Origin of the sequence: Antarcticimicrobium sp. (assembly GCF_029212575.1) — a bacterium.
In the GTDB taxonomy this organism is placed as follows: domain Bacteria; phylum Pseudomonadota; class Alphaproteobacteria; order Rhodobacterales; family Rhodobacteraceae; genus Antarcticimicrobium.
Genome location: NZ_JARGPK010000021.1, coordinates 15,557 through 30,733 on the forward strand (window position 1 = coordinate 15,557; position 15,177 = coordinate 30,733).

Below are 15,177 nucleotides of genomic sequence, written 5' to 3' on the forward strand. Positions count from 1 at the left end.
GCATGCATCCTTCAATGCTGACCGAGGAGCAGATCGCGCTGAAGGACGCGGCGCGCAAGCTGGCGCTGGGTGAATTTCGCGACCGGGCCGCGCGCTGGGACCGGGAGGGCATCTATCCCGATGAAAACCACCATCGCCTGAGCGAACTTGGCTATCTGGGCATGACCATCCCCGGCGAATATGGGGGGGGGGATGCCTCGCTGGTCGATTGCTATCTGGTGATCGAGGAACTGGCGAAGGTGGATTTCAACACCGCGCTGATTGTCCATGATCAGAACGTCTCGCCCCGGATCATCGCCACCTGCGGCAGCGAAGAGCTGAAGCGCGCCTTCCTGCCGCGCTTCGCGGCGGGCGAGATCGAATGCGCGATTTCCTGGACCGAGCCCGAGGCAGGCTCGGACGCCACGGCAGTGACGACCTCGTTGCGGCGGGACGGCAATGACTTTGTGCTGAACGGCGGCAAGATATTTACCACCTTCGGCGACCGGGCCGATTACCTTCTGGTCTATGCGCGGTTCTGCGACAGCAAGGGGGCGCGGGGCATTGGCACGGTTCTGGTGGAACGTGACAGCCCCGGCGTGACGGTGCACATCCTCGAACAGAAGATGGGGGCGCGCGGCTGCAACGAATGCGAGATCCACTTTGACGACGTGCGAGTGCCGGCGGAGAACATCGTGACCGAGGGTCTGGCCGAGAATTCTAGCGGCTTTGTCCGTCCGCTGGGTGTCTATAACGGCACCCGCGTCGGCATGGGGGTTCTGGCGCTTGGCGTGGCCGAAGGTGCGTTCGACCTGGCCTGCGACTACATGAAAACGCGCCGCCAGTTCGGCAAGGCGCTGTCCGACATGCAGGGCCTGCAATGGATGATGTCGGACATGAAAGTGCAGATCGAGGCTGCCCGGTCGCTGTGCTACACCGCGCTGTCGCTGATCGACCGGGGCCAGCCCGATCCGACCCTGTCATCGATTGCCAAGGTCCAGGCCACCGAGATGGCACAGCGCGTGACCCACGACGCGATGCAGATGTTCGGCGGCTACGGTTATTTCGGCTCGTTGCCGCTGGAGCGGATGGTGCGGGACGTGCGGATGCTGACGATCACCGGAGGCACGACCCAGATCCACAAGAACGGGATCGCACGGGCGCTGTTTGCCGACTGACAGATTATTGCTGAGGGGAGGGACGGTCATGGAAAGTGACATCACAGTTGAACGCAAGGACGGTCTGGCCGTCGTGTCGCTGAACCGGCCGGACAAGCTGAACGCGCTGACCCTTGAAATGCGGGTCGAGCTCATGGAGAGCTTCCGCCAGATGCACACCGACCCCGAGATCCGGGCGGTGCTGCTGAGAGCCGAGGGCCGTGCCTTTTGTGCGGGCGCGGATATTTCGACCATGGGCAAGGACGATGTCTGGGGCGACCGTGCGCGTCTGCACCGGGCGCACCAGATGATCCTGTCGATCTACAACTGTGAAAAGCCGGTGGTGGCGGCGGTGCGCGGTCCCGCGGTGGGGATCGGGCTGAGCATGGCCCTGGCCTGCGACGTCCTGCTGCTTTCCGAGACAGCGAAACTTGGTCAGGTCTTTCGCAAGATTGGCCTGGCCCCGGATGGCGGCGCGGCGTTCTTTCTTCAGAATCTGATCGGGCGACAGCGGGCGACAGATCTTGCCTTCTCTGCCCGGCTGGTGCCGGCGCAAGAGGCGCTGAGCCTGGGGCTGGCGAGCCAGGTGCATCCGGACGACGCGCTCGATGACGCCGCGGCGGACTATGCGGCAGACCTGGCGGCAGGCCCGACTTTTGCGCTGGCCGGAGCCAAGCGGCTGATGCGCGCCGCGCTGCAACCTTCGCTTGAGAGCTTTCTTGAAACCGAAGCCATCATCCAGGGACAAATCATCAAGAGCGCAGACCACGCCGAAGGCATCGACGCCTTCCTGAGCAAGAGACAACCGGTATTTCGAGGGGCATAGCCGTAGGGCCCGCGACCTGACCATGACAGGAAAGAAACAGCGATGGAATCAGTAATTGCCCGACTTGGATGGGTGTCGCGGATCATCACCTATGCCGCGACGGCTTTGGCGGCCCTGATGATGGTCCATGTCACGCTCGACGTCATCCTGAGCCAGTTCATCGCCGAGCCACTGCCGGGAACGGTGGATTACGTGTCCTACTATTACATGGTCGGGTTGGTCTTTCTGCCGCTTCCCTTCGTCGAATATACCAACGAGCACATCAAGGTCGACCTGATCCACGATATGCTCCCGACGGGGGCGAGGACCGCTTTCGACATGCTGGCTCTGGCACTGTCTGCGGTGTTCTACGGGCTGCTCACCTGGCAAACCTGGATAGACGCTGTCGAGAAATACCTTATCGGGGAGAAATCCATGGGCATGGCCGCGCTGACCGTCTGGCCCGGCCGCTTCTTTCTGCCCCTTGGAGCGGGGCTGATGGTGCTGCTCTTGCTGGCGAAGCTGACCCAAAGGCCATTCACCGACGCTGGCATGGCCGGTCCCAATCACGACATGTACGAATAGGAGCGGGACGGTGAGCTTTTTCCAGATCGGCCTTTGCGGCATCGTTTCCGTCATCCTGCTGGTTTTGCTGCGCGTTCCGATCGCGGTGGCCTTGGGCATCGTGTCCTTCTTCGGGTTCTGGGCCATGCTGGGCAGCGGCGCGGCCTTCGGCCTGCTGACCGCCGTGCCATATGACTTCGCCGCGCACTGGACGCTGAGTTCGATCCCGATGTTTCTGTTGATGGGCTACGTCTGTTACCAGACCGACATCACGCGCGGGATCTTCAAGGCCGCTCGGGTCTGGCTGTCGTTCCTGCCCGGGGGGCTGGCAGTCGCCAGCGTGGGCGGCGCAGCGCTGTTTTCGGCCGCGGCGGGCTCCAGCTTGGCCTGCGCCGCGGCGATGGGGCGGATCGCGGTGCCGGAAATGCTGAAGCGCGACTACGATCCCGGGCTGAGTACCGCCGTGGTTGCCGCGGCCGGCACCATGGGCTCACTCATCCCGCCGAGCATCCTTCTGATCATCTACGGCATTTTTGCCGAGGTCGCGATCAGCAAGCTGTTTCTGGCAGCGATCGTGCCGGGCGTGCTGACAATGCTGGGGTACTGGGCCGTGATCATCATTCGTGCGCGGATCAACCCCGCACTTGCGCCGCCGCTCGACGAAAGTGCCATCTGGTCCGAACGGCTGGAGGCCCTGAGCGAAACATGGCCTGTGATCTTGCTGGTGCTGGGTGTTTTTGGCGGTCTGTTCACCGGGATATTCACACCGACACAGGCTGGCGCTGTCGGGGCGGCCTTGTCCTTCGTGATTGCGGCGGCGCGCGGCACTTTGAACTGGAAAGTTTCGAAAATCGCGCTGATGGACACTGCAAAAATGACAGCGGCGATTTTTATCATTGCGGTTGGTGCCAATCTGTTTTCCCGGTTTCTGGCAATCAGCGGTATCCCCGAAGCGATGTCAGACTTGGTGATCGACCTGGGGGTGAGCTATGTAATGCTGGTTTTCGGCACGGCGGTGCTTTTTTGCCTGCTGGGCATGATTCTAGATCCGCTGGGCATCCTGCTGCTGACGCTACCCGTTCTCCTTCCGATTTTTGAGGCGAACCATATCAGCCTGATCTGGTTCGGCGTCCTTGCAACCAAACTGGTCGAGATGGCGCTGATTACGCCGCCGGTGGGGCTCAACGTCTTCGTGATCAAGGGTATTGTCGGAGACGCGGTTCCGATTTCGCTGATTTTCAAAGGCGTCATGTGGTTCCTGGCCGCCGATGTGGTGGTCCTGATCATCATGGTCGCGTTCCCCGAACTGATCATGTTCCTGCCGGAGCTTGGAAGTTGAAACTGCCGTGATGAACCCCGCGCGACAGCGGGACTTTGACAAAGAGGAGGAGACCACATGAGACTGACGAAAATCCTGACGATACTGGCGACGGGTGCCGTACTCTCGGCCACGCCCGCCCTGGCCGAAAAACGGGTGACGGTAAGCAACTGGACCTCGCCCAATCACGCGACATCGCGCGGCCATGCCGCCTTTGCCGATATGACCGAGGCCGAATTTCCCGATGCCTTCGACTTCAAGCTGTTTGCCGGCGGTGCCCTGCTCGGTGCCAAGCCGACGTTGTCTGGCCTGCGCGACGGCGTGGCCGATGTGGGCCTGCTGGCGCTGACCTATTTCCGCTCGGAAATGCCCTATGCGCAGCTCGTCGCCGATATGGCGCTTCTGGGCGAGGATCATTACGCGATGCTCGGTGCGACCAGCGAATTTGTCATGCTGCACTGTCAGCCCTGCAAGGACGAATTCGCCGCGAACGGCATGGTGGCCCTTAGCGGGATCAGCACCGCGCCCTACGTGTTGCTGACGACCCAGCCGATTGTGACCATCGAGGATATGCAGGGCGTCAAGCTGCGCACCGGCGGCTCGGTCTGGGATCGCTGGGCAACCCGCCTTGGGGCCGAGCCCGTCAACGTGCCAACGAGCGAGATGTATGATACGATGAGCCACGGCGTCGTCACCGCCGCGGTGCAACCGGTCGGGGCGCTCAAGGGGCATAGCCTGATTGAAGTTGCCAAGCACCTGACGGAGCTGCCGCTGGGCACCTATCATTCCGGGTCGATCTTTGCCCTCAGCCCGAAGTTCTGGAAGTCCCTCTCAAGTGAACAACGGACACAATTCACCAAGAATATCCCCGACGCCGTGGCGCAGACGGCGGTCAATTACGAAACCGATGATCTGGATGTGCTGAAAGAGGCCGCTGACCTTGGACTGACGGTTCACGAACCTTCGCCCGAGTTTCTTCAGGATCTGGTCGATTTTCGCACCGCAGACCTTGAAGAGATCGCCCGCATCTCCCGCGAGGAGCGCGGCATCGAAGATCCCGAGCCGCTGATCGCGACCTACCGCGAGCTGATCGAGAAATGGCATGGTCTGGTGAAGCCGCTGCATCCGATCCGCGACAATCCGAAGCCCTTTGCCGATCTCCTGCGCCAGGAAATCTACTCCAAGATCGACCTGGACACCTACCCGAACTGAGTCACCTCAGGCAGAAACGCAAAGCGGCCCTCTGTATGGAGGGCCGCTTTCGTCTTGTCCGATGGCCTGGTCAGAGCGTGGCTTCGGAGCCCAGGATGTTCGTCACCTGGCTGGACAGGACACCGCCGTTGCCGTGGGCCAGGGCCAGCTCTGCGCCGTCGATCTGGCGGTCTCCGGCTTCGCCGCGCAGCTGCCGCACCGCTTCGACCAGCGTGAAGATGCCGTACATGCCGGGATGCACGCAGGACAGCCCGCCGCCGTTGGTGTTGACCGGCAGATGACCGCCGGGCGCGATGCCGCCACTTTCGACGAAGGCGCCGCCCTCGCCTTTCCTGCAAAAGCCCAGATCCTCAAGGAACAGGATCACGTTGATGGTGAAGGCATCATAAAGCTCCACCACGTCGATATCCGACGGGCGCACGCCCGCCATTTCCATGGCCGCCGCACCCGACTGCGCGGCCCCGGTCACAGTCAGGTCCGGCATTTCGGAAATGTCGCGGTGGGTGGTGCCTTCGCCGCCCCCCAGCAGATAAACCGGTGGCCTGGGGTGATCCTTCGCCGTCTCGGCCCGCCGCATCACCAGCGCGCCGCCCCCGTCGGTGACAAGGCAGCAGTCGCGTACCCGCAGCGGATCCGAGACCAGCCGCGAGGCAATGACATCCTCGCGCGTCAGCGGGTCGCGAACGAACGCTTCGGGGTTCTTTTGCGCCCAGGCGCGGGCGGCCACCGCCACGTCGGCCAGTTGTTCCCGCGTGGTGCCGAACTGGGTCATGTGACGGTCCGCGGCAAGCGCGTAGGACGACAGCGGGAACATCGGCCGGTAGGGGGCCTCGTAGGTTGGCAGGCCGAGCGCTGTCATCAGCTTGCCCGAGGCGGTGCGCTGGTTCGACCCGTAGGCGATCAGCACCGTGTCGGCGAGCCGCAACTCCAGCAGCATCGCGGCCCAGAGCGTGTGCGACAGAAACGACGAGCCGCCCATGCGGTTGTTCATGGTGAACCTGGGGTTCAGCCCCAGTTCCTGCGCCAGCGTCAGCCCCGACAGCATGTCCAGCGGCTGGCAGGTTGCGATGGCGTCGACGTCGCAAAGCGAGACCCCGGCATCGGCCAGCGCGCCATGTACTGCTTCGACGGTGATCTCCATCGCGCTCTTGCCATGAGCCTCGCCACAGCCGGCGAGCGCCGCTCCGACAATGGCGGCTTTTCCCCGCAAACTCATCCTGCACCTCCTTCGGGCCGGAACACGACAGCGGATTGACCGTCCGCGCCTTCGCCGATCGACGCGATTACCTTCAGCCCGGCGGCAATTTCGTCATGCGCGATGCCGTCCACGCGCGACATCATTCGAACACCTTCTTCGAGGTCCACCAGCACCACGTTATAATCGCCGCCGCGTTCGGGCTTTCGGCGCACAACTGTCCGCGCATAGACCGTAGCCTTGCCCGAGGGCGTAACCCATTCAAGGTCTGCGCTGCCGCAGGCTGGGCAGATCACGCGCGGATGAAAGACATGCGTGCCGCAGCTGCCGCATTTCTGAATCTCGAAGACGCCCTCGGCCAGCTTGGCGGCAAAGACGGCGTCGGGCCCCGGACCCTTTTCCATGCCTGTCATCTCAGAACCCGATGTGGTAGCCGCCGTTCACGCTCAGGTGCTGGCCGGTGATGTAGGATGCCGCGTTGGACAACAGGAAACAGACCGGCTGCGCCACTTCTTCAGGGGTGCTCATACGGCCCATCGGGATCTGTGCCATGTATTTGTCGGCAAACTTGTCCGATCGGATCGTTTCAGTCATCGGTGTTTCGACCATTCCGAAACAGACCGAGTTGACGTTGATCCCGTAGCGGCCCCATTCGCGCGCGGCGCTCATCGTCAAGCCGAGCACGCCGGACTTGGCGGCGCCATAGTTGATCTGCCCGATGGTGCCGCGGCGGCCGGCATCGGAGGAGACGTTGACGATGGCGCGGCGTGCGGAGCTGTCCGGGTCCTTCTGGGCCTGATCCCTGTAGTAGGTGCCCACAGCCTGAAGGCAGGCGAAGACACCGGTGAGATTGACGTCGATGACCTGCTGCCATGTGGCGCGGTCCATCTTGTGGATCATCGCAGCGCGCACGATGCCGGCGTTGTTCACCAGCCCGTTGATGTCCCCGAATTCGTCAAGGCTGAACTTCACCAGTTTCTCGGGAAAGTCCGGGTCGGCCACGTTCCCGACGAGGGCGCGGGCATTGCCGCCGATCTTCTCGGCGGTTTCCTTGACGCCGTCTTCGTTGAGATCGTTCACGACGACCCTGGCACCCAGATCGGCCGCCAGTTCCGCCACGCCGCGACCGATCCCCTGTCCGGCGCCGGTGACGATCACTACCTGATTTTCCAATGACATCGGGTTGATCATTTCTATCTCCTTACTACATTCATTGGTTGAAGATCAGTTTCCGCCGCTCGGCTCGGGTTGGCCCGAGGGCGGTGTGACCCGCTTTATCACGGCATCTCCATGTGCCAGACGACGCCCGTCCTGATTGACGACCTCGCCCTGCACGAAGACCAGTTTGCGCCCACCACCGACAATGCGCGCGCGTGCCGTCAGCACGTCGCCCTCGACCGCCGGGCCGACAAAGCTGGTGGTGAGAGAGAGCGTCAGACAGCGATGACCGGGACGGCCTTCGCCCGCAAAAGCCGCGCAGAAGGTGACCGCGTTGTCCAGCATGGTTGCGAAAACCCCACCATGGACCGCGAAGGCGCCATTCAGGTGGTCATGGGTGATCGTCAACTGCAATTCCGCCATGTCATCGGACCAGGAAATGAATCGGACGCCCAGCAAGGCGTTGAACGGGGCGGGAACCTCGGGTTTGCCATTCTGTGCGCTCATTTCAGGTGGCCTTTCGGTTGCGCGAGAACGTCACGATGACCGCCGCCAGCGCCGTCACCGCGACACCGACGCCCACCGCCGCAGCGATCGGAATTGCCAGCATCGCGGTCGAGGGAAGGGCGAAGGCCAGACCGGCAATCCCGAGCAGAAGCCGCGCAATCGTGCCCGTGGGACCGGGTTCGATACGGCCGACGCCCAGCAGGTATCCCTGCAATCCGGCGCAGATCAGCAGAACGCCGATACCCGCGCGCAGGATTGTCAGGGCACTGTCGACGAACCCTGCCTGGAGGGTGTACGCAGGATCGAGGACGAAGAAGAAGGGCACGATATAGATGATGGTGCCCAGCTTCATCGCCTCATAGGCCGCAGCGAAGGGCCGGGCTTGGGCAATCGCCGCCGCGGCGAAAGCCGCCAGCGCCACGGGTGGGGTGATGTAGCTCAGCATACTCCAGTAGAGAATGAACAGATGCACGCCGATCGGGTCGAGCCCGCCGGCGATCAGGGCCGGGGCCAGAGACACCGCGAGGATGACATAGGCGGCCGTCACCGTCATGCCCATCCCGAGTATGAAACTGGTCAGGGCGCCGAGAAGCAGCAGCAGGAAGGTGTTGCCGCCCGCGATGAAAAGCAGATCATTGGAGATCGTGCCGGACATGCCGGTCACCGCCAGTCCGCCGACAATCAGCCCGACCGCCGCGAGGATCGCGACCAGTTCGACAAACAGCCGCCCCGTCGCCGCCAGGAAGTTCATCAGCTCCTGCCGGCCCCAGCGCGATTTCGACAGCAACTGGTTCAGAACGATCAGCAGCGCGGTCGCATAGAACGGGGCGATTGCCTCGCGCTTGAGATAAAGCAGCATCCAGATGAGAAGCCCGAAGACGGCGAGAAAATACCAGCCCTCGCGCAGCACATTTCCGAATCTGGGAAGATCGGCGCGGGGCACGCCCTTCAGCCCGTTGCGCGCCGAGTAGGCGTCGATCTGGGCGAAGAGACCGAAAAAATAGAGCAGCGAGGGCAGCACTGCCGCAACCACGATGTTGGTGTAGTCCGTCAGCAGAAAGCTCGCCATGACAAACGCCGTGGCCCCCATGATCGGAGGCATCAGCACCGCGCCGGTCGAGGCCGCCGCCTCGATCCCGGCGGCATAGCTGGGCCGGAAGCCCACCTTTTTCATGGCCGGAATGGTGATAGACCCGGTGGTAAGCACATTGGTGATGACGCTGCCGCTCATGGATCCGGTCAGCGCGCTGGTCAGGACGCCGACCTTGGCAGGGCCGCCCCGCACATGCCCGAGCGCGGCAAAGGCGAGGTCGATAAAGAACGGCCCCGCACCGGTGTGCTGCATCGCAACCCCGAAGATCATGAAGCCGACAACAAGGTTGACGAAACTGCGCATCGGGATGCCCAGAACGCTTTCGCCGCTCATGGCGTGGAAGATCGCCGTCTCAATCGGCGGGCGCTGGAATCCCTGGATCGGTCCCGGCGCATAATTGGCGATCATAGGATAGATGGAAAACATCAGGATGACGACAAAGAGCGTCCAGCCGCCGGTGCGCCGCGCCGCCACGAGCAGCAGAAACCAGAAGGCGAAGCTGGCAATCACGGCATGGGTGGGGGCCGCGAAATCCCAGCCTTTGTTCACCACGCTGCGCCCGTAATAGACGAAGAATGCGCAAGTTATCAACGCGAGGAGGGCAAGAAAATAATCCCACCATCGCGTTGACCCGTGCGGGTTTGTCTTGCTGCATGGAAAGACAAGGTAGACGAGCGGTAACGTCAGCAACAGCATCACGTAGAGGTAATGAATCTCCAGCAGTCGGACGTTCATGAAGAACCCGAGATTGAAGATATGATTGGCCGACGCTGCAGACAAAAGAAGGGCCGACGCCGCAAGCATCAACCGCAGACCGGTCGGCTGGTTGCTCGTGCCTATCGGCTGTACCGTCGTGGCCTGCGGTTGCTGTGGCATACCTGTTCCTGACTTGTGCGATTGTGGAAAGTCAGCGGAAGTAGACTTCGTGACCTGCTGCCTCAAGCGCCTCGGCGCGTGCCTTCATCCAGGCGGCGGCAAACTCTTCCTCACCCTCGGGAGCGCCTTCGACAAAACCGCTCCACTCTTCGGAGAGCACCCTTTGCCGGTCCAGCAACTTGTCCTGGTTCTCCTGGTGCTCCGGGGTCCACATGCCCTTTTCCTTGAAGTAGGCGACGCTTCCATCGCTCCACGGCATCACCCAACTAAGGATCTGGCGATCGATTGCATAGGCATTGGCACCGGGGGCCGCGTCCTTGAATTCGTCAAAACCGGCGTCAAGCGCGGCGACGATGTTGCGCACCTCGGTGGCATCCTGATCGGCTTCGGTGACGAGGATCGGATAGGGGTATTGCGCCATGGGCAGCGGTGCCTTGGGGTCGATCCCCGGCCCGACCGACACCATGTGCGGCGTCACGTAAGGCGTTATTTTGGTATAGCGGGCCCAGGCTTCGGTATCCTCGGCGGGGGTTTCAAGCCACTTGATACCCCGCGGGCTGGACTCGATTTGGTAGTTCACAGTGGTGGTTGTCAGCGCAAAGGCCGCATCGACGCGATCCTCAAGGATGCCCTTGAGAGAATTCACATAGCCCGAGAATTCAACGGCTTCGACATCGTCCCATGTCAGATCCGCAAAAGCCAGCAAACCCTCCATGTTGACGTCGATCGCGGGCGAACTGGTGGCGCGGCCGACTCGTTTGCCCTTAAGGTCGGTAATCGTCTCAATGCCGGCATCGGCGGCGACAACCACGCCCAGGCCATAGTCGCCGACAGCCTGAATAACCGCCCGGATCGGCTGCGGCCCCCATTCCGGCGCAGCAAACAGGAACACGCCCTCGCCGGCGAAATAGGAGGCGATTCCGCACAGGCAGTAATCCACCGTACCATTCTTGAGAGGCGTCATCCGCGAGACATCGTTGCGCCCCGGAAGCACTCGGATCGTCGTTCCAAATCGGTTGCGCATCATGTTGCCGATGGCGATGGAATGTGCGTGGCCGGCTGATCCCGTGTCATAGGCCGACCAGGTGATGATGTCGGGCAGTTCGATGTTCTGTGCGCCGACCGGTGCGGCCATCGCCAGACACCCGACAGCCGCGACGCTTGTCCATCTGAAGTTCATGGTAGTCTCCTCCTTGTTGGTTATTCGGGCTCAGTCGGCATTTTGCCTAAAGTTCCGAGAACGGCACGTTCTTGTCGACGCGTATTTCCGGCGGAAGTCCAAGAATGCGCTCGCCGATGATCGTGCGCTGGATCTCGTCGGACCCGCCGGCGATGCGGTTGCCCGGCGCCGTAAGATACTCGTTGCGCCAGCGCGCGGTATCGTCGCCGGCGGCCGCCGACACGCCCGCCGCAGTCCCTGCCAGTTCCATCCCGAAGGCGCCCATCTCCTGCCGCAGCTTGCCCAGCAGCAGCTTTCCGATCGAGCCTTCCTCCCCCGGTGCCTCGCCGCGCGAAAGCGACGTCATGACCCGGTAGGACGTGAATTCGAGTCCGCGTTGCCGCGCGATGAAATCAGCGACCCGCGCGCGCACTTCGCCGTCCTCGATGGCCGGGCGCCCGTTGCGTTCGACGCGGGCGGCAAGGTCGATCAGCTCCTCGGCGCGCGCGCCGCCGCTGGCGCGTCCGACCGAGATGCTGAACCGTTCGTTCATCAGCGTCGTCAGCGCCACCTTCCAGCCTTCGGATTCGCCGCCCAGACGGGCGCTGTCCGGCACGCGCAGGTCGTCGATGAACACCTCGTTGAAGCTGGCCCCGCCCGAGATCTGGCGGATCGGGCGCGTTTCGATGGCCGGGTCGGACATGTCCACGAGGAACATGGTCATCCCCTTGTGTTTGGGCACCGACGGGTCGGTGCGTGCCAGAAGGATGCCGTGGCTGGAATAATGCGCCCCCGAGGTCCAGACTTTCTGGCCGGAAATCACCCAGTCGCCGCCATCGCGCCGCGCGCGGGTCCGTATGCCGGCCAGGTCGGAGCCGGCGGCGGGTTCGGAAAACAACTGGCACCAGATGTCCTCGCCGGTCAGGGCGCGCGGCAGAACCGCGGTTTTCTGATCCTCCGTGCCGTGGATCATGACCGTCGGCCCGACCAGCCCGATGCCGATCAGGAAGGCGTTGGGCGGAACGGCATAGCGCCCTTCCTCCTGGTTCCAGATCACCTGTTCGATCGGCGTGGCGTCGCGGCCGCCGAAGGCGCGCGGCCAGGTCAGTCCGGCCCAGCCCGCTTCGGCCTTGCGGGCCTGCCAGTCCCGCGCTCGCGCGACCTCGTCGGCGTCGCGGGCCATGAAGTGATCCTGAGCCTTCTCGCTGCCGTCCCTCAGGGTTGCGTTGGCGTCCAGCCATTCCCGCGCTTTTGCGCGAAAGGCGGCTTCTTCGGGGCTGTCGCTAAAATCCATGTGTCCGATTTCCCTGTTAGCTTGCGGTCCGTGGGGCGTCCGCCAGATGCCCGAGCAGCCGTTCGCGCCACATGGCGGTCGGGCCGAGTTCTGCCTTCAACTGCCAGCCGCGCCGCAGGAAAAGTTGCGGGTCGGCGGCCCATGTGAACCCGATACCGCCGTGAAGCTGGATCGATTCCTCGGTGGCGAATTGCACGGCATCGAGCGCTGTGAGGCGCGCGACGGCGGCCGCTTCGGGCAGTTGGTTGTCGCCGCTCGCCAGCGCCCAGGCACCGAAGAAGGCGTTGGATCGCGCCAGTTCGATCCTGGCGAACATGTCCGCGAGCCGGTGCTTGACCGCCTGAAAGCCGCCGATCGGACGCCCGAAAGCGTGCCGCTCGCCGGCATAGGCGGTGGTCAGGGCAAGCACGCGCTCGGCAAGGCCGATCTGTTCGAAGGCGGCCAGCACCGCGGCGCCGTCCAGAAGACGCTTGATCGCCGCGGGGTCCGAGCCGGGCAGAAGTTCGACCGGCGTGTTGTCAAAAACGATCTCGGCCGCCGGGCGCGTGCGGTCGACCGGGTCGAGCGCACGCGTCGTCACACCCGACGCGGAGAGATCCGCAAGATAGAGACGCGGCGTGCCCTCTTCATCGGTCGCAGCGACAAGAGCGTGGGTCGCCTCGGCGCCGAAGGTGACCGGCGTTTTCTGTCCCGAAAGGCGATCCTGCGTCACTTTCGCCGATACGGTGTCAGGTGCGAGACCCCCGCCTTCGGCAAGCGCTGTCGCTATGATCGTACGGCCTTCGGCGATGCCGGGCAGAAGCGATTTGCGCTGGTCGTCCGTCCCGGCGGACTGAAGGGCCGGAACCGCCATACACAGGACCGGGATGCAAGGTACGGCGGCCAGACAGCGGCCGATTTCTTCGGCAAGGATGGCCAGTTCCACCGCGCCCATCCCCGAGCCACCCTCTTCTTCCGACATGGCGAGGCCAAGCCAGCCGCCTTCGGCCAGTGCGGACCAGGTTGCCGTATCGAACCCTTCCCCGCTGTCGAGGCGGTTGTGCGCGACCTCCAGGGTGGCGTGATCGCCAAGCATCCGGGCCAGGGTTTCGCGTATGGTATCCTGCTCCTCGGAAAAACCGAAATTCATGCCTGAATAACTCCTTGCGGTTGTGGATGCCGAGTGCTTGTTGGCCGACGTTAGGTTGGCGGCCGGGCCCGACCAAACACTAACGGCCGGCGGTCGCACAAAACCACATACGTGCAATGTCGCGTTGAGAACGGCGAAAAAGACCGACAAGCCGGATTCATCATGAATGTGCTTGATTCATGTCAGACCCGAAAAAATGGTCGCTTCGATTGATTGGCCTGGCTCTTGCACCTTAACCTTACGAGAGCGGGGAATGTTCAGGTTGCGGGACTGGCGTGGCCGAGCCTTCGCAGAAGACGGGACTTAACAAGGGAACGAGCGGCATGGAAACTGTGGGCCTTGGATTTTGTTATGAAGATTTGCCGGTGGGGCGCAAGTTTCGGACCATCGGCCGCACCGTGACCGAAACAGACATCACGAATTTCGTCAGTGTCACCGGCATGCTCGAAGTGCTGTTCATCAACAGCGACTTCCGCGAAAAGGAATCCAACATGCCGGGCTTCGCCGCCCCCGGCTCCCTGGTCTATTGCTTCATGGAGGGTCTGCTGACCCAGTCCACGATGCAACACACGGGCTTTGCCTTTCTGGAAATGGAGCTGAAGGTTCTGGGACCCACGTTCGCGGGCGACACGATCCATTGCGAGGTCGAGGTGACCGAGTCGCGCCGCTCGAAAAGCCGGCCGAACCGCGGCCTTGTCCGGACCCGGAACAGGGTATTCAAACAGACCGGAGAGCAGGTGCTGGAATACACGCCCCTGCGGATGATCAAGGCACGCACGACGGACAAGGAGCCGGGAGAGGCGTAAACCCGTCTCCGATACGATGCGGGAGTACGCCCCTGGCCGGAAATGGCTGGACTGCCGCCCCGGTTTTGCTAGTAACCGGGCGAAACGGGAGACGCAGATATGAAAACCGCGCAATCTGACGGAATTGGATCTGCCGGGCGTAAATCGGATGGGCCGCGGTCGCTGAACCGCATCCTTGCGCTCTTCGATCTGGTGGCGCAAAGCGACCGGCGCATGACGCTCTCTGAACTCAGCGGCGCGCTAAATTGCCCCAAGAGCAGTTTGCTGGTGCTGCTGCGCCCTCTCACGGAAAAAGGTTACCTGATGCGCGAGAAGGACACCTATCTTCTCGGGCCGAGGATTTTCCAGTTCGCGCAATCCATCCTGACCAACCACCCGTTCGAGTCGATCCTGCGCGGTGTGATGAGCGAGGTTGTCAAGCAGACGGGCGAGACGGTTCTCTTTGCCGTCCGGGATGGTGATCGCGTTGTCTATTCATCGGTCATCGAAAGCGAGCAGCCCGTTCGGTACGTTGCCCAGACGGGTGTCGATCGGCCCCTTTTCTGTTCGGCATCGGGTCTTGTCATGCTGGCCTATGACACGCCCGAGAAGCTTGACGCGTATTTCGAACGGACGGAACTGACGCCGCTTACCGGCAATTCGATCACCGACGAAAATGCATTGCGGCGCATGATTTCAGAGATTCGCAAAACCGGCTACGCCAGAACGGTCGGCACCGCGCATGTAGACGCCGCAGGCTTCGGTGTGCCCGTGTTTCGGGCCGATGGGAGCCTGGCAGGAGCCCTGGTGATCGGCGCCCCTCTGGAACGCGCCGAGAGGAACCGAAAGCTTTGCGTCACAGCGGCCAAAGCGAGCGCCGAACAACTTTCGTTGGCGCTAGGCTATCGTCCGGGTCGGACCGGGATGGGCCTGAATTAGACGCGCC

At 62.7% G+C, this 15,177-nt stretch carries 15 protein-coding genes; 7 read left to right on the plus strand and 8 right to left on the minus strand.

The genetic code is table 11. From position 1 onward, the window contains the following. Positions 1-2 precede the first annotated feature (2 nt). Genes P1U75_RS03995 through P1U75_RS04015 form a run of 5 tightly spaced genes read left to right on the plus strand, consistent with a single transcriptional unit; the run spans position 3 to position 5,035 of the window. Positions 3-1,157 carry an acyl-CoA dehydrogenase family protein gene (locus P1U75_RS03995; protein ID WP_300240103.1) on the plus strand — a complete coding sequence of 385 codons (1,155 nt, stop codon included), beginning with the start codon at positions 3-5 and terminating at the stop codon, positions 1,155-1,157. A gap of 28 nt (positions 1,158-1,185) precedes the next feature. Next, entirely contained in the window at positions 1,186-1,962 is a 777-nt protein-coding gene (locus P1U75_RS04000; RefSeq protein ID WP_300240106.1) for an enoyl-CoA hydratase-related protein, read from the plus strand. Positions 1,963-2,004: 42 nt separating this feature from the next. After that, positions 2,005-2,526 (plus strand): TRAP transporter small permease, encoded by a 522-nt coding sequence (locus P1U75_RS04005; protein WP_300240109.1) that lies wholly within the window; start codon positions 2,005-2,007, stop codon positions 2,524-2,526. A gap of 10 nt (positions 2,527-2,536) precedes the next feature. Continuing rightward, complete coding sequence (locus P1U75_RS04010; protein WP_300240112.1) at positions 2,537-3,844, plus strand: TRAP transporter large permease; 1,308 nt, start codon at positions 2,537-2,539, stop codon at positions 3,842-3,844. 57 nt (positions 3,845-3,901) lie between these two features. Next, positions 3,902-5,035 (plus strand): C4-dicarboxylate TRAP transporter substrate-binding protein, encoded by a 1,134-nt coding sequence (locus tag P1U75_RS04015; RefSeq protein ID WP_300240114.1) that lies wholly within the window; start codon positions 3,902-3,904, stop codon positions 5,033-5,035. A gap of 70 nt (positions 5,036-5,105) precedes the next feature. Here P1U75_RS04015 and P1U75_RS04020 read toward each other — a convergent pair whose 3' ends face one another. The 8 genes from P1U75_RS04020 to P1U75_RS04055 form a co-directional block, all read right to left on the minus strand. Further along, positions 5,106-6,251 carry a thiolase gene (locus tag P1U75_RS04020; RefSeq protein WP_300240116.1) on the minus strand — a complete coding sequence of 382 codons (1,146 nt, stop codon included), beginning with the start codon at positions 6,249-6,251 and terminating at the stop codon, positions 5,106-5,108. After that, on the minus strand, positions 6,248-6,634 hold the full coding sequence (locus P1U75_RS04025) for an OB-fold domain-containing protein (RefSeq protein WP_300240118.1): 387 nt from the start codon (positions 6,632-6,634) through the stop codon (positions 6,248-6,250). The genes P1U75_RS04020 and P1U75_RS04025 overlap by 4 nt, the downstream gene beginning before the upstream one ends. Before the next feature lie 10 nt (positions 6,635-6,644). Further along, a complete protein-coding gene (locus P1U75_RS04030; RefSeq protein ID WP_088652400.1) occupies positions 6,645-7,421 on the minus strand; it encodes a 3-oxoacyl-ACP reductase family protein in 777 nt (258 codons plus the stop codon). A 33-nt stretch (positions 7,422-7,454) separates the two neighbouring features. Beyond that, positions 7,455-7,895, minus strand: coding sequence for a PaaI family thioesterase (locus P1U75_RS04035; protein WP_300240123.1), 441 nt, complete (start codon positions 7,893-7,895; stop codon positions 7,455-7,457). 1 nt (position 7,896) lies between these two features. Beyond that, positions 7,897-9,792 (minus strand): TRAP transporter fused permease subunit, encoded by a 1,896-nt coding sequence (locus P1U75_RS04040; protein WP_300240224.1) that lies wholly within the window; start codon positions 9,790-9,792, stop codon positions 7,897-7,899. A 103-nt stretch (positions 9,793-9,895) separates the two neighbouring features. Then, positions 9,896-11,044 carry a TAXI family TRAP transporter solute-binding subunit gene (locus P1U75_RS04045; RefSeq protein WP_300240125.1) on the minus strand — a complete coding sequence of 383 codons (1,149 nt, stop codon included), beginning with the start codon at positions 11,042-11,044 and terminating at the stop codon, positions 9,896-9,898. 46 nt (positions 11,045-11,090) lie between these two features. Further along, a complete protein-coding gene (locus P1U75_RS04050) occupies positions 11,091-12,317 on the minus strand; it encodes an acyl-CoA dehydrogenase family protein (protein ID WP_057817184.1) in 1,227 nt (408 codons plus the stop codon). 16 nt (positions 12,318-12,333) lie between these two features. After that, positions 12,334-13,596, minus strand: a complete 1,263-nt coding sequence (locus P1U75_RS04055; RefSeq protein ID WP_300240131.1) for an acyl-CoA dehydrogenase family protein — start codon at positions 13,594-13,596, stop codon at positions 12,334-12,336. A gap of 125 nt (positions 13,597-13,721) precedes the next feature. Here P1U75_RS04055 and P1U75_RS04060 point away from each other — a divergent pair, with 125 nt between their 5' ends. Both P1U75_RS04060 and P1U75_RS04065 read left to right on the plus strand, forming a co-directional pair. After that, positions 13,722-14,252 carry a MaoC family dehydratase N-terminal domain-containing protein gene (locus tag P1U75_RS04060; protein WP_236553309.1) on the plus strand — a complete coding sequence of 177 codons (531 nt, stop codon included), beginning with the start codon at positions 13,722-13,724 and terminating at the stop codon, positions 14,250-14,252. A 99-nt stretch (positions 14,253-14,351) separates the two neighbouring features. Next, entirely contained in the window at positions 14,352-15,170 is an 819-nt protein-coding gene (locus tag P1U75_RS04065; protein ID WP_300240136.1) for an IclR family transcriptional regulator, read from the plus strand. Positions 15,171-15,177 lie beyond the last annotated feature (7 nt).